Source organism: Streptomyces sp. NBC_01335 (assembly GCF_035953295.1).
In the GTDB taxonomy this organism is placed as follows: Bacteria; Actinomycetota; Actinomycetes; order Streptomycetales; family Streptomycetaceae; genus Streptomyces.
Map to the genome: position 1 here is coordinate 1,217,554 of NZ_CP108370.1, position 14,849 is coordinate 1,232,402.

Sequence of the window (14,849 nt, forward strand, 5' to 3'; positions counted from 1 at the left end):
CTGCGCCTGGATCAGCGGGCGTAGTACTCGACGACGAGCTGCTCGTCGCAGATGACCGGGATTTCCTTGCGGTTCGGGTCCCGGTCCAGGCGGAAGGCCAGGGCCTTCAGGTTCACCTGGAGGTAGCGCGGGGTCTCACCGTCGGTGTCGTAACCACCCTCGCGGGCCACCTGGAAGGGGACCTTGGAGCGGCTGCGCTCGCGGACCTGGACGATGTCGTCGGGGCGCACGCGGAACGACGGCTTGTCGACCTTGCCACCGTTGACCTCGATGTGGCCGTGGACGACCATCTGACGGGCCTGGTAGATGGTGCGGGCGATGCCCGAACGCAGGACCAGGGCGTCGAGGCGGCGCTCCAGCTCGACGACGAGGGCCTCGCCGGTCTTGCCTTCGGCCTTCTTGGCGCGGTCGTAGGCGCGCGCCATCTGGCGCTCGCTGATGTCGTACTGCGCACGCAGGCGCTGCTTCTCCAGCAGACGGACCTTGTAGTCCGAGTTCTGCTTGCGGCCACGGCCGTGCTCGCCCGGCGGGTACGGACGCGCTTCGAAGTACTTGACAGCCTTGGGCGTCAGAGCGATGCCGAGGGCACGCGACTTCTTGACCTTGGGACGCGACTGGTTAGGCACGTTCTCCAGACCTCCGTTGTAGGGGTTTACCTCAGTGGGGAGATCGCGCTTCTCACCCTGGGAACACCACGACACATCACGGACGTCACGAAGCAGCGACGGCACGCACAAGGGTGCCGTAAGCGACGGAAGGCCGTTCTGATCGTGGTCAGCCGCGTCCCAGCGGGCTTGAAGACCGTCGGGCTGCCGTCAGCAACCCGAACGCACACGAACTCGTCTACAGACTACCTGCTCCGCGGAGGTGCTCGTACCGGGGGCGGGTGTGACCTGTCCCGGTACGGCACTTCGACGACGCGCCCCGGGTCAGCCGGCGTCGCCGCCCGTACGGCCGAGGCGCTCGCGGACGCGGTCGGCCACGTCGGCGTACCGCGCCTCGGCGCCGTACCGGGTGGGGGTGTAGTACTGGCGGCCCCGCACCGCCTCGGGGGCGTACTCCTGGGCGGCGATGGCGCCGGGGACGTCGTGCGGGTAGACGTACCCCTGGGCGTGCCCCAGCTTGGCGGCGCCCGCGTAGTGGCCGTCGCGCAGATGGGCCGGGACCGGGCCGGCCAGCCCCTTCCGGACGTCCTCCCGGGCGGCCATGATCGCCAGGGTGGCGGCGTTCGACTTGGGCGCGAGGGCCAGCGCGATGGTGGCATGGCTGAGGGTGAGGGCGGCCTCGGGGAAGCCGATCAGGGCGACCGCCTGGGCAGCGGCCACGGCCGTGGGCAGGGCGGTCGGGTCGGCGAGACCGATGTCCTCGCTGGCCGAGATCATCAGCCGGCGGGCGATGAACCGGGGGTCCTCCCCCGCCTCGATCATGCGCGCCAGGTAGTGCAGCGCCGCGTCCACGTCCGAGCCGCGGATCGACTTGATCAGCGCGCTCGCCACGTCGTAGTGCTGGTCGCCGTCCCGGTCGTACTTCACGGCGGCCCGGTCGACCGTCTCCTCGACCGTGGAGAGGGTGATCTCCGGCTCGTGCTTCGCCAGGGCCGCCCCGGCGGCGGCCTCCAGCGCGGTGAGCGCGCGGCGGGCGTCACCGCCCGCGATGCGCAGCAGGTGGGCCTCCGCGTCCTCGGCGAGGGTCAGCGCGCCGCCGAGTCCGCGTTCCTCGGCGAGCGCACGGTGCAGCAGGGCGCGCAGGTCGTCGTCGGTGAGCGGCTCCAGGGTGAGCAGCAGCGAGCGCGACAGCAGCGGCGAGATGATGGAGAAGTAGGGGTTCTCGGTGGTCGCGGCGATGAGGGTGACCCAGCGGTTCTCGACGGCGGGGAGCAGGGAGTCCTGCTGGGCCTTGGAGAAACGGTGGATCTCGTCGAGGAAGAGGACGGTCTCCTTGCCGAAGCCCCCGGTGGCCCGGCGGGCGCCGTCGATGACGGCCCGGACCTCCTTGACCCCTGCGGTGATCGCGGAGAGTTCGACGAAGCGCTTGTTGGTGGCCTTGCTGACCACGTACGCGAGGGTGGTCTTGCCGGTGCCGGGCGGACCCCAGAGGATCACCGAGGACGGGCCGGCCGGGCCGCCGCTGCCCTCGCCGACGAGCCTGCGCAACGGGGAGCCCTGCTTCAGCAGGTGCTGCTGGCCGACCACCTCGTCCAGGACCCGGGGGCGCATCCGGACAGCGAGGGGGCTGCTCGACGGGTCCTTCTCCTGGCGTTCTTCGGCTGCTGCGGTAAAAAGATCGGGCTCCACGTCAGGAAGCCTAAGCCACCGCACCGACAGGGCGTCGGGGCCGCCGTCCGGGGCCCGGACGGCGGCCGTCGGTGCGGGTGGGCCGGTCAGCTGGTCCAGAAGTCCCACCAGCGGGTCAGGATCAGCATGCCGATGATGCCGATCCAGAGCACCGGGGGCGCCCAGTGGAACTCGACCAGGCCGTTCCGCAGCCAGGACGGCGCGGGCAGGATGCGGTGCTTCACGTTGTGGATGGTGACGTAGCAGAACATGAAGATCGTGGCGACCCAGGCGAGGCAGCACCAGAGGCAGAGCGAGTTGATGTTGTACAGCGACTGGTACTGGAGCCAGGTGCAGAAGCCGACGCCGAAGAGGGTGCCGGCGTTGAGGCCGAGCCAGTACCAGGAGCGGAACCGGGCTCCGGCGAGCAGCGCCATGCCGATGCCGATCACCACGGAGTAGGCGACGAGTCCGATCATCGGGTTCGGGAACCCGAAGGCGGACGCCTGCTCGCTCTTCATCACGTTGCCGCAGGCGACCACCGGGTTGAGGCTGCAGCCCGGGGTGAAGCCGGGGTCTTCCAGGAGCTTGAACTTGTCGATGGTGATGACCCAGGCGGCCAGCAGTCCGGCCGCCCCCGTGATCACCAGCAGCAGCGCGAGGGCGCGGCCGCTCCCGATGGTCCTTCCACCGCTCTCGGCCTGGGTCGAGGAGTGGTGATCTACCGCTGCAGTCGTCATATCGCCGTTCCATCGCTGAGTGTCCGACCGGGCACGGTCATTCTGCCGTACCACCGTTCGGGTCTTCCGTTCGATCCGCATAAGGACGTGCGACGGCCGGACGCTCTTTCCCCCGGGACGGGCGGGGTTCACGGCTCTGGCGTGGCGGAACGCGTCCGGCGGGACGAACCGGAACGTCACCCGCCCCCGCCGCGTACGCGCACCGGCATCGCCCTGGCGAATGACGCACGGAACGCGGGGTTGACTGCGGAGGGACGTGGACCCGGCGAGGGCGCGGCCCGGGGGCGCCGACACGGGAAGAGGGGCGGCCCCGGTCGTCCGACCGTGCCGCCCCTCCGTGTACGTACCGCCGCGTCGCTCAGGCGAGGCGCGCGCGCACCGCGTCGGTGATCCCGTCCAGCGGCACCGCCGTCTGCTCGCCCGACTCCATGTCCTTGAGCTGGACCAGGCCCTCGGCGAGGTCGCGCTCACCGGCGACGATCGTGTACCGCGCCCCCGAGCGGTTGGCGCTCTTCATCGCGCCCTTGAGCCCACGGCCGCCGAACGCGAAGTCGGCGGCGATGCCCTCCTTGCGCAGCGCGGTCACCACGCCGAAGAGCACCCGGCGGGCCTCCTCGCCCAGCGGTACCGCGTACACGCTGGTGGCGGCGGGGATGTCCAGCTCGATGCCCTCGGCCTCCAGCGCCAGCACCGTGCGGTCGACGCCGAGCGCCCAGCCGACGGACGGCAGCGCGGGGCCGCCGATCATCTCGGAGAGGCCGTCGTACCGGCCGCCGCCGCCCACCGCCGACTGCGAGCCCAGACCGTCGTGGACGAACTCGAAGGTGGTGCGGGTGTAGTAGTCGAGGCCGCGGACGAGCTTCTCGTCGTCCTCGTACGCGACTTCGGCGGCGGTCAGCAGGCCGCGCACCTCCTCGTGGTACGCCTTGCAGGCGTCGCAGAGGTAGTCGCCGAGCTTGGGGGCGCCGCCGAGCTGCTTCTGCACCTCGGGCCGCTTGTCGTCGAGCACCCGAAGCGGGTTGAGCTCGATGCGGCGGCGGGCCTCCTCGTCGAGGTCGAGATCGCGCAGAAAGCCCTGGAGCGCCTCGCGGTAGACCGGGCGGCACTCCTTGTCGCCGAGCGAGTTCAGCAGGATGCGGAACCCAGTCAGCCCCAGCGAGCGGTACGCCTGGTCGGCCAGGATGATCAGCTCGGCGTCGAGCACCGGGTCCTCGGCACCGATGGCCTCGGCACCGACCTGCGAGAAGTGGCGGTAACGGCCCTTCTGCGGACGCTCGTAGCGGTAGTACGAGCCGGAGTACCAGAGCTTCACCGGCAGGTTCCCGGCCTTGTGGAGGTTGGCCTCCAGCGCGGCGCGCAGCACGGAGGCGGTGCCCTCGGGGCGCAGCGCGAGCTCGTCGCCGCCCTTGGTGGTGAGGGTGTACATCTCCTTGGTGACGATGTCGGTGGACTCGCCGACGCCGCGGGCGAAGAGGTTCACGTCCTCGAAGCCCGGGGTCTCGACGTAGCCGTAGCCGGAGCTGCGCAGCGGGGCGGAGATGGCCTCACGGACCGCCAGGAACTTCGCGGAGTCCGGCGGGATGAGGTCGTAGGTGCCCTTGGGGGCCTGGAAAGTACTCACAGGAAGATCTCTCGTCACATTCCGCGGCGCGGCGCGTCCAGCCCGTTCAGGAACGGGTTGGTGGTGCGCTCGCGGCCGATGGTGGTCTGGGGGCCGTGGCCGGACAGCACCACGGTCGAGTCGTCGAGCGGCAGGCACACGCGGGCCAGCGACTCGAGCAGTTCGGCGTGGTCGCCGCCGGGCAGGTCGGTGCGTCCGACGGAGCCGGCGAAGAGCAGGTCGCCCGAGAAGAGGACCGGCGGTACGTCGCCGGCCTCGGGCATCCTGAACGTCACCGACCCCTTCGTATGGCCGGGTGCGTGCGCGACGCCGAACTCCAGTCCGGCCAGCTCCAGACGCGCGCCGTCGGTGAGTTCCTTCACGTCGTCCGGCTCGCCGATGGTCAGCTCGCCCATGATCGGCATCCCGATGGAGCGGCCGAGGGCCTTCTCCGGATCGCTCATCATGTAGCGGTCCCGGGGGTGGATCCAGGCGGGCACGTCGTGGGAGCCGCAGAGCGGGACGACCGAGGCGACGTGGTCGATGTGTCCGTGGGTGAGCACGACCGCGACGGGCTTGAGCCGATGCTTCCGGAGCGCGTCCTCGACTCCCTGCGTGGCCTGGTGGCCCGGGTCGATGATCACGCACTCCTCGCCGGCGGCGGGGGCGACCAGATAGCAGTTGGTCCCCCAGGCCCCGGCGGGAAACCCGGCAATGAGCACGATCGTCCTTCGTTCGGTCCGGCGTCGATCCGGTGTTCGGTCCGGCATGCGCCGGTGGTTTCGTCCGGTGTCCGTCCGGCGGTCAGTCCGGTGGAAACGGGGCCGCGACAGCCTGCGCGGCAGATCAGAGCCTACCGGCGCTCCTCATTCCACAGCTAACCCATATACGGTACGGGCAGCCCAGGCCCCACCCATACGAACGTACAAGGAGACCATCCGGTGGTCAGCAGCGATCAGCGGCGGCGGCAGCTCGCCCGGGAGAAGTACGAGCGGCAGCAGCAGCGGCGGGAGGAAGCGCGCCGGCGCACGCGGCGGCTCACCGCGATCATCTCCTCCGCGGTTGCCGTGGTTGTCGTCATAGGCGTGGTCACCTACGTGACCGTGGGGAACGACGACGACAGCGACAAGAAGGCCCAGGCCGCCGCGAGCGCGCCCGCGTCCGCGTCGCCGTCGCCGTCCGCCAGCGAGAGCGCGGCGCCCGAGCCCGAGGTCACGATCGACAAGACGGCCAAGTACTCCATGGACGTCAAGACCGACCAGGGCGACCTGAAGTTCACCATGGACGCGTCGAAGACCCCGCACACGACGAACTCGTTCAAGTACCTCGCCGACAAGAAGTTCTTCGACGGTACGAAGTGCCACCGCCTCGTGACGGAGGGCATCTTCGTCCTCCAGTGCGGCGACCCCAACGGCGACGGCACCGGCGGTCCCGGCTACACCATCCCGGACGAGAACCTCACCGCCCTCGGCAAGGCGGGCGCCGACGGCAAGGTGACGTTCCCGGCGGGCACCGTCGCCATGGCCAACACGGGCCAGGCGCACACCGGCGGCAGCCAGTACTTCCTCGTGTACAAGGACTCCAAGCTGCCCCCGACGTACACCCCGTTCGGCACGATGGACGCCGCCTCGCTGAAGGCGGTCCAGGAGATCGCCAAGGCCGGCGTCGACGGCGGTGCCACCGACGGTGCGCCGAAGAAGGCCGTGAACGTGTCGAAGGTGACCGTCGCGAAGGAGTGAGCCAGACCGCTCCGCGGAGCCCCGGCGGCCGGTCGACCCGGTGGCCGGGGCTCCGTGTTGTCGGAGTTGTCGAGAATGCCCGGTACGAACGCCCGGAGGGGCCCGGACCGGCCCGGAACGGAGAAATCCAGCCGCGCTGAGTGCGGACAGCCGGGCCGCCGGTCGCCTAGATTGGCGTGGTGCAGGGCGGGCGCGGCCCGCCCCAGGAAACTGTGGACGATGCCCGGGGGGGCCCACCCCCTCGCAGGTATCAGGTGGAGGAGGCGCTGTGAGCAGCGACCCGTGGGGCCGTGTCGACGAGACGGGCACCGTGTACGTGCGTACTTCCGAGGGCGAGCAGGTCGTCGGATCGTGGCAGGCCGGTACGCCCGAGGAGGCGCTGGCCTATTTCGAGCGCAAGTACGAGGGCTTGGTGGTCGAGATCGGCCTCCTCGAAAAGCGGGTGAAGACCACCGACCTGTCGTCCAAGGACGCGACGGCGGCGATCGACCACCTGCGGACGCAGGTCGACGAGCACCACGCCGTGGGTGACCTCGCCGCGCTGCGCACCCGGCTGGACGCGCTCGTCGCGACGGTCGACTCGCGCCGCGAGGAGCGCAAGGTCCAGAAGGCGAAGCAGACCGACGAGGCCAAGCAGGCCAAGGAGAAGCTGGTCGCCGAGGCCGAGGAGCTGGCGCAGAGCGAGCAGTGGCGTTCCGCCGGTGAGCGGCTGCGGGCTCTCGTCGACACGTGGAAGGGCCTGCCGAGGCTCGACCGCAAGTCGGACGACGAGCTGTGGCACCGCTTCTCGCACGCCCGGTCCGCGTTCTCCAAGCGCCGCAAGGCCCACTTCGCCTCGCTGGACGCCCAGCGCGAGGAGGCCCGCAAGGTCAAGGAGAAGCTGGCCGCCGAGGCCGAGTCGCTCTCCGGGTCGACGGAGTGGGGCGACACCGCGGCCCGTTACCGCGATCTGATGACGGAGTGGAAGGCGGCGGGCCGCGCCCAGCGCGAGGCCGAGGACGAGCTGTGGGGCCGTTTCCGCGGCGCCCAGGACGTCTTCTTCGCCGCCCGCAGCGCGACCTTCGCCGAGCGGGACGCGGAGCAGGGCGAGAACCTCAAGCTCAAGGAGGAGCTCGCCACCGAGGCCGAGAAGCTGGTGCCGGTGACGGACCTCAAGGCGGCCCGTGCGGCCTTCCGGTCCATCAACGAGCGCTGGGAGGCCATCGGTCACGTGCCGCGCGACGCCCGGCCGAAGGTCGAGGGCCGGGTGCACGCCGTGGAGCGGGCGCTCCAGGAGGCCGAGGAGTCGGAGTGGCGCCGGACCAACCCGGAGGCGCGTGCGCGTGCCGCTGGGCTGACCGGTCAGCTCCAGGCCGCCGTGGACAAGCTGCGCGGCCAGATCGACACCGCCCGCGCCTCGGGCAACAACGCCCGTGCCGACAAGCTCGCCCGCGAGCTCGAAGGCCGGCAGGCGCTGCTCGACCAGGCGCTGAAGGGCCTGGAGGAGTTCGGCGGCTGACGGTCAGCCCGTCCTCGCCGTGACACGGAAAGGGGCTCCTCGTACGCGTCTCGCGTACGAGGAGCCCCTTTTCCGTGCTCGGTCACTCGCTCACGGCCGCCGGGCCGAGGTGACGCGGTAGACGTCGTAGACGCCCTCCACGCCGCGTACGGCCTTCAGGACGTGGCCCAGGTGCTTCGGGTCGCCCATCTCGAAGGTGAACCGGGAGGTGGCCACCCGGTCGCGGGAGGTCTGCACGGCCGCCGACAAGATGTTGACGTGCTGGTCGGACAGGACGCGGGTGACGTCCGAGAGGAGCCGCGAGCGGTCCAGCGCCTCGACCTGGATGGCGACCAGGAAGACGGAGGACTGGGTCGCCGCCCACTCGACGTCGAGGATGCGCTCCGGCTGCTGCGACAGCGACTCGACGTTCACGCAGTCCGCGCGGTGCACCGAGACGCCGCTGCCCCGGGTGACGAACCCGATGATGGGGTCTCCGGGCACGGGGGTGCAGCAGCGGGCCAGCTTGACCCAGACGTCGTCGACGCCCTTGACGACGACCCCGGGGTCGTTGTTCGCCCGGCGCTTGCTCCGGCCGCGCGAGGGCGGCGCGCTCTCGGCGAGGTCCTCGTTGGCGGCGTCCTCGCCGCCGAGGGCCTGCACCAGCTTCTGCACGACACCGGCGGCGGTGACGTGGCCCTCGCCGATCGCCGCGTACAGCGACGAGATGTCGGGGTAGCGCATCTCGTGCGCGAGGGTGACCAGGGAGTCGCCGGTCAGGATGCGCTGGATCGGCAGGTTCTGCTTGCGCATCGCGCGGGCGATGGCGTCCTTGCCCTGCTCGATGGCCTCGTCGCGGCGCTCCTTGGAGAACCAGGCGCGGATCTTGTTCCTTGCCCGGGGCGACTTGACGAAGCCGAGCCAGTCCCGGGAGGGTCCGGCGCCGGCCGCCTTGGAGGTGAAGACCTCCACCAGGTCGCCGTTGTCGAGCGTCGATTCGAGCGGTACGAGCCGCCCGTTGACGCGCGCTCCTATCGTCCGGTGGCCGACCTCGGTGTGGACGGCGTACGCGAAGTCGACGGGGGTCGCACCGGCCGGCAGCGCTATCACGTCGCCCTTGGGCGTGAAGACGAAGACCTCGTTGCGCGAGAGGTCGAAGCGGAGGGACTCCAGGAACTCGCTGGGGTCCTCGGTCTCCTTCTGCCAGTCCAGGAGCTGGCGCAGCCACGCCATGTCGTTGACGGTGTCCTGGCTGCGTCCGCCGCTGGTGCTCTTGGGCACGTCGGTGCGGACCTTGGACGCCCCGGCGACGGCCTCCTGCTTGTACTTCCAGTGCGCGGCGATGCCGTACTCGGCGCGGCGGTGCATGTCGAACGTACGGATCTGGAGTTCGACGGGCTTGCCGCTGGGGCCGATGACCGTGGTGTGCAGCGACTGGTACATGTTGAACTTGGGCATCGCGATGTAGTCCTTGAACCGGCCGGGGACCGGGTTCCATCGCGCGTGCACGGTGCCGAGTGCCGCATAGCAGTCGCGGACGGTGTCCACGAGGACGCGGATGCCCACCAGGTCGTAGATCTCGGCGAAGTCACGGCCTCGCACGATCATCTTCTGGTAGACGCTGTAGTAGTGCTTCGGGCGGCCGGTGACGGTGGCCTTGATGCGCGCGGCCCGCAGGTCGGACTGGACCTCGTCGGTCACTATGGCGAGGTACTCGTCGCGCTTGGGCGCGCGCTCGGCGACGAGACGGACGATCTCGTCGTACATCTTCGGGTAGAGGATCGCGAAGGCGAGGTCCTCCAGCTCCCACTTGATGGTGTTCATGCCCAGGCGGTGGGCGAGCGGAGCGTAGATCTCCAGCGTCTCGCGGGCCTTCTTCTCCTGCTTCTCCCGCTTGAGGTACCGCATGGTGCGCATGTTGTGCAGCCGGTCGGCGAGCTTGATGACGAGGACGCGGGGGTCCTTGGCCATCGCGACGACCATCTTGCGGACGGTCTCGGCCTGGGCGGCCTCGCCGAACTTCACCTTGTCCAGCTTGGTCACGCCGTCGACGAGCAGCGCGACCTGGTCGCCGAAGTCGCGGCGCAGGGTGTCCAGGCCGTACTCGGTGTCCTCGACGGTGTCGTGCAGCAGCCCCGCCATCAGGGTGGCCGGATCCATGCCCAGCTCGGCGAGGATCGTGGTGACCGCGAGCGGGTGCGTGATGTACGGGTCGCCGCTCTTGCGCTTCTGCCCCCGGTGCCAGCGCTCGGCGACCTGGTAGGCCCGCTCGATCTGCCGGAGCGTGGCCGTCTCGATCTTGGGGTCGTTCTGCCGCACGGTGCGCAGCAGGGGTTCCAGGACCGGGTTGTACGGGCTGGAGCGCTGTACGCCCAGTCGGGCGAGGCGGGCGCGTACCCGGTTGGAGGAGCCGCCGGTGCGGGCGGGCTGACCCGCGGGGGTGGCCGGCTTCACGGGCCTGGCCGGGTTCTTCGAGGCGGGCGGCGCCGGAAGGGCGGGAGCGGGCCGTTTCTCGGGCCCGGTGGCGTCCGGTGCGGCGGGCGGCGTCCCGGGTCCCCCGGGGGTCTCGCCCGCGGGAGAGGGCGCGGCGGAACCCGCCGCGGGCTTCTCCGGCTGCGGCGCTCCGGCTGCGTTGGCCTCGTCTGGCAAGGGCACTCCTCGTGCGTATCCGGACTACCCGGAAGGCCATGGTATCGAGCCACCGGTGGCTCCTCGTCCGGGGACCGTGGAAGCCCTGACAACGCGCGCGGGCACCCGGTTTGTTCCCCGGGTGCCCGCGCGTGGTCGTACCAACCGTTCGTCGGCCGGTCAGACGGTGATCAGTGCCTCCAGCGGAGCCCCCTGGAGGGCGGGCTCCAGACGGCTGCGGCCGTCGAGGAAGCCGAGCTCCATGAGGACCGCGACGCCCGCGACCTCCGCGCCCGCCCGCCGGACGAGTTCCAGCGAGGCTTCGGCGGTGCCGCCGGTGGCGAGGACGTCGTCGATGACCATGATCCGGTCGCCGGCGGTGATGTCCTCGGCGTGCACCTCGATCTCGGCGGTTCCGTACTCGAGGTCGTAGGCCTGGCGGAGCGTCGCTCCGGGCAGCTTTCCGGCCTTGCGTACGGGGATGAAGCCGAGCCCGGCCCGGACGGCGACGGGCGCGGCGAGGATGAACCCGCGCGCTTCGAGGCCGACGATCCGGGTGGCGCCGTGTTTGACGCACAGCTCCGCGAGGACGTCGGTCAGCGCCGAGAAGGCGACCGGGTCCGCGAGCAGCGGGGTGATGTCCTTGAAGAGGACACCGGGCTTCGGGTAGTCGGGTACGTCACGGATGCGGCTGAGCAGCAGCTCCCGGACGGATTCGGTGGTGGTCATCGACGCTTCCCCTGACCGCGGCCGTTGCTGCCACCGGGCTCGCGACGCTGCCCGATCACCGAGGCGGAGGAGCCGGCTCCGGCGCCCGCGGTGACGGTGTCCTGCGGCTCGTCGTCGTCCTCGGACTCGCCCTTGGCCGCGGCGGCGGCCCGCTTGGCGAGAACGCGCTTGGTGAGCGCCTTCATCTGCGGCTCGCGCTCCTTGAGATCGGCCACGAGCGGCGTGGCGATGAAGATCGAGGAGTACGCGCCGGCCGCGAGACCGACGAACAGCGACAGCGAGATGTCGTTCAGCATGCCGGCGCCGAGGACGCCGCCACCGATGAAGAGCAGACCGGCGACGGGGAGGAGCGCGACCACGGTGGTGTTGATGGAACGCACCAGCGTGCCGTTGATCGACTTGTTGGCGATCTCGCTGTACGTGAACCGGGTCTGCTTGGTGATCCCCTTCTGGCCCTCCTTGAGGGAGTCGAAGACGACGACCGTGTCGTAGAGGGAGTAACCGAGGATGGTGAGCAGACCGATCACGGTGCCCGGGGTGACCTCGAAGCCGACCAGGGCGTAGACACCGACCGTGATGGTGATGTCGTGGATCAGCGCCACGAGGGCGGCGACGGCCATCCGCCACTCGAAGGCGATGGCCAGGTAGACCACCACGAGGACCATGAAGATCCCGAGGCCCGTCCAGGCCTTGTTGGCGATCTGCTCGCCCCAGCTCGGGCCGACCAGGTCGGCGTTGATCTTCGACGCGGGGATGCCGAGGTCGTCGGAGAGCTGGGTCTTGATGCCGTCGGCCTTGGCGGTGTCGACCTCGGTGATCTGGATGCGCAGACCGCCGTTGCCGAGCTCCTGCACGATCGCCTCGTGGCCGGAGGCCTTGACGGCCGCTTCCTGGGCCTGGGAGGTGGAGATCTTGGCCTTGCTGTCGGTCGTGAAGACCGCGCCGCCCTTGAACTCGATGCCCATGTTCAGGCCGCCGACCGCCAGGCCGAGGATGGCCGTGATGGTGATCAGGATCGAGACGCCGTACCAGATCTTGCGCTTACCGATGAAGTCGTAGCCGAGCTCGCCTCGGTAGAGCCGGGCGCCGATGCTGCCGAGTCGCGACATCTCACGCCTCCTTCGGGTCGGTGGAGGAGTTGACACGACGCGAGCGGCGCAGCGGCGGCTTGGCACCGAGCCGCTTCGGGTCCAGCCCGGACCACGGGTGACCGCTGGAGAAGAACTTCGTGCGGCCCATCAGCGTCATGACCGGCTTGGTGAAGAGGAACACCACGACGACGTCGAGCACGGTGGTGAGGCCGAGCGTGAACGCGAAGCCCTGGACCTTGCCGACGGTGACCACGAAGAGCACGGCGGCGGCGAGGAACGACACGAAGTCGGAGACCAGGATGGTGCGCCGGGCGCGCGGCCAGGCGCGCTCGATGGCGGGCCGCAGGGTGCGTCCCTCACGGATCTCGTCTCTCACCCGTTCGAAGTACACGATGAACGAGTCGGCGGTGATACCGATGGCCACGATGGCTCCGCAGACCGCCGGCAGGTTCAGCGCGAAGCCGATGCCCGGGCCGAGCAGGGCCATGATCGTGTACGTGAGGATGCCCGAGACCAGGAGGCTCAGCAGCGCGATGGTCGCGAGGCCGCGGTAGTACGCCACGAGGTAGATGACGACCAGCGCCAGACCGATGGCACCGGCGATCAGGCCGGCCTGGAGCTGCTCACCACCGAGGGCGGCGGTCACCGTGGTGACGCTCGCCTCCTTGAAGGTCAGCGGCAGGGCACCGTAGGACAGGATGTTGCCGAGGTCCTCGGCCTCCTGCTGGGTGAAGCTGCCCGAGATCTGGGCGTTGGCGCTGAGCGCGCTGGCGACCGAGGGCGCGGAGACCACTTCGCCGTCGAGGACGATGGCGAACTGGTTCATCGGCGAGGTCTGCTGGGACAGCGTCGACGTGATCTTGTTGAACTTCTTGGCGCCGCCGGAGGTGAACTCCATCGACACGATCCACTGACCGGCGGTCTGGTCGAAGGTGCCCTGGGCGTTGTCGACGTCGCTGCCGGAGACCGCGGCCGGGCCGAGGACGTACTTCTCGTAGGTGCCCGGAGTGTTGGAACCGCAGGCGACGATCGTGTCCGTGTCCTTGGCGTTCTGGCCGGCGGCGGCCCGCTGCTTCGGGTCGGAGCAGTCGAGCGCGGCGAACTCGGCCTGGAGCTTCGCGGTGGCCGGGTCGACGGAGGCGCTCGGCGACGCGGTGTCGGTCGCGGCGGCGTCGTCCGTGGCGGCGGCGGTCGCCTTCGCGGAGGCCGAGGCGCTCGGAGTGGCGTCCTCGGTCAGCGCTCCGGTGACGGCGCGGCCCTGGGTGGTGGCGCTCGGCGAGGGCGAGGAGTCGGACTTCCCGCTGTCCTCGGCCGTCTCGCCGTCCGTGGCCTTCGCGGAAGCGGAAGCCGACGCCGAGGGGCTCGGCGAGGCGCTGCCCGAGGGGGTGGCGGAGGCCGAGGGGGTGGCGTCGGAGCCGCCGGCCTCGACGGTCAGAACGGGCCGGAAGAACAGCTGGGCGGTCGTACCGACCTGCTTCCGGGCCTGCTCGGAGTTGGTCCCCTTCGGGATGTTCACGATGATGTTGCTGGAGCCCTGGGTCTGAACCTCGGCCTCGGACACACCCAGACCGTTGACACGGCGCTCGATGATGCCGACCGCGGTGTTCATGTTGGTCTCGTTGATCGCGTCCGGCTTGCCGGGCTGGCTCTTGGCCTGGAGCGTGATCGAGGTTCCGCCCGCCAGGTCGATGCCCAGTCTCGGAGTGGTGTGGCCGGACAGGAACATCCCGCCAGCGAGCGCGACCATGACGATCAGGATGAGAGCCAGGGAACGCCCCGGCCTTCCCTGACCGCCACCGGCCGGCCCTCGGCCCTTCTTCGGTGCTGCCACCTTTTCGTTTCTCCCTGTCCAACCGCTCCGCGCCGGGTACGCGCCCGAGCGGCCACGAAGTGTTGTGGGGACCCGCCCCCGCAGAAGACCGGACGTACCGGGGAGACCGTGCCCCGGTGGGGCGGGCGGTGTCCCCGTGCCGTGCGACTACTTCGCGCCGGTGTCGCCGTCGTCCTTGGTGTCCTTCGCCTCGACGTCCTTCGCCTCGGCGTCGGAGTCGTCGGCCACGGACTTCTTCTCCAGGTCGATCTTCTCGTCGCCGTCGGTGAGCGAGGAGGCGTCGTCCGGAACGCTCGGGGAGTCGAGCTCCTCGGTGTCGCCGTGGACGATGCGGTTGTACTCCGCGTCGTCCAGGACGGCGCCGATGGCGTTCTTCGCGTAGACCGCGTGGACGCCGGGAGCGACCTCGAGGAGGACGGTGTCCTCCTGGATCTCCTTGACCGTGGCGTACATGCCACCGATCGTGCGGACGCCGGTCCCCGGCTGCATCTCGTTGCGCATCTGGGAAGCAGCCTCCTGCTTCTTCTTTTGGGACCGGGTCATCATGAACATGACGCCGAAGATCAGGATCACGGGGAGAAGAAGCTGGAGACTCACAGGACGCATTTCCTTCGCACGACCGCGCTGAAAATGCGGCCTGTATCTACGGGGGTGGGTACACCGACCTTTAAGGGCGGCATCGGCGGAGTCTAAGCGAGTCCGCATCGCTGGAACAACGCCCAGCATCGCACCCCGGTTCCG

The 14,849-nt window shown here is 70.0% G+C and carries 12 protein-coding genes; 2 read left to right on the forward strand and 10 right to left on the reverse strand.

Translation table 11 applies throughout. The features are described 5' to 3' along the window. Positions 1–11: 11 nt before the first annotated feature. The 5 genes from rpsD to OG599_RS04905 all read right to left on the reverse strand — a co-directional run bounded on the left by rpsD (position 12) and on the right by OG599_RS04905 (position 5,335). Complete coding sequence (rpsD, locus tag OG599_RS04885) at positions 12–626, reverse strand: 30S ribosomal protein S4 (RefSeq protein ID WP_003970343.1); 615 nt, start codon at positions 624–626, stop codon at positions 12–14. Positions 627–929: 303 nt separating this feature from the next. Further along, positions 930–2,294 (reverse strand): replication-associated recombination protein A, encoded by a 1,365-nt coding sequence (locus OG599_RS04890; protein ID WP_327174702.1) that lies wholly within the window; start codon positions 2,292–2,294, stop codon positions 930–932. 86 nt (positions 2,295–2,380) lie between these two features. Then, positions 2,381–3,013 (reverse strand): vitamin K epoxide reductase family protein, encoded by a 633-nt coding sequence (locus tag OG599_RS04895; protein ID WP_327174703.1) that lies wholly within the window; start codon positions 3,011–3,013, stop codon positions 2,381–2,383. A gap of 358 nt (positions 3,014–3,371) precedes the next feature. Next, positions 3,372–4,634, reverse strand: a complete 1,263-nt coding sequence (hisS, locus tag OG599_RS04900) for a histidine--tRNA ligase (protein ID WP_327174704.1) — start codon at positions 4,632–4,634, stop codon at positions 3,372–3,374. A gap of 14 nt (positions 4,635–4,648) precedes the next feature. After that, the gene (locus OG599_RS04905) at positions 4,649–5,335 is read right to left on the reverse strand and encodes an MBL fold metallo-hydrolase (protein ID WP_327174705.1); all 687 of its coding nucleotides are present in this window, start codon (positions 5,333–5,335) and stop codon (positions 4,649–4,651) included. Positions 5,336–5,554: 219 nt separating this feature from the next. Here OG599_RS04905 and OG599_RS04910 point away from each other — a divergent pair, with 219 nt between their 5' ends. Next, positions 5,555–6,352: a peptidylprolyl isomerase gene (locus tag OG599_RS04910; protein WP_327174706.1), complete on the forward strand. Its 798-nt coding sequence runs from the start codon at positions 5,555–5,557 to the stop codon at positions 6,350–6,352. Between the two features lie 268 nt (positions 6,353–6,620). Further along, the gene (locus tag OG599_RS04915) at positions 6,621–7,850 is read left to right on the forward strand and encodes a DUF349 domain-containing protein (RefSeq protein ID WP_327174707.1); all 1,230 of its coding nucleotides are present in this window, start codon (positions 6,621–6,623) and stop codon (positions 7,848–7,850) included. A gap of 90 nt (positions 7,851–7,940) precedes the next feature. Here OG599_RS04915 and OG599_RS04920 read toward each other — a convergent pair whose 3' ends face one another. The 5 genes from OG599_RS04920 to yajC all read right to left on the reverse strand — a co-directional run bounded on the left by OG599_RS04920 (position 7,941) and on the right by yajC (position 14,705). Continuing rightward, complete coding sequence (locus OG599_RS04920) at positions 7,941–10,478, reverse strand: RelA/SpoT family protein (protein ID WP_327174708.1); 2,538 nt, start codon at positions 10,476–10,478, stop codon at positions 7,941–7,943. A gap of 159 nt (positions 10,479–10,637) precedes the next feature. Continuing rightward, positions 10,638–11,186, reverse strand: coding sequence for an adenine phosphoribosyltransferase (locus OG599_RS04925; protein ID WP_327174709.1), 549 nt, complete (start codon positions 11,184–11,186; stop codon positions 10,638–10,640). Next, positions 11,183–12,295, reverse strand: a complete 1,113-nt coding sequence (gene secF / locus OG599_RS04930) for a protein translocase subunit SecF (RefSeq protein ID WP_327174710.1) — start codon at positions 12,293–12,295, stop codon at positions 11,183–11,185. The genes OG599_RS04925 and secF overlap by 4 nt, the downstream gene beginning before the upstream one ends. A 1-nt stretch (position 12,296) precedes the next feature. Further along, positions 12,297–14,108 (reverse strand): protein translocase subunit SecD, encoded by a 1,812-nt coding sequence (gene secD / locus OG599_RS04935; RefSeq protein WP_327174711.1) that lies wholly within the window; start codon positions 14,106–14,108, stop codon positions 12,297–12,299. Positions 14,109–14,255: 147 nt separating this feature from the next. Continuing rightward, on the reverse strand, positions 14,256–14,705 hold the full coding sequence (gene yajC, locus OG599_RS04940; protein ID WP_327174712.1) for a preprotein translocase subunit YajC: 450 nt from the start codon (positions 14,703–14,705) through the stop codon (positions 14,256–14,258). Positions 14,706–14,849: the final 144 nt, after the last annotated feature.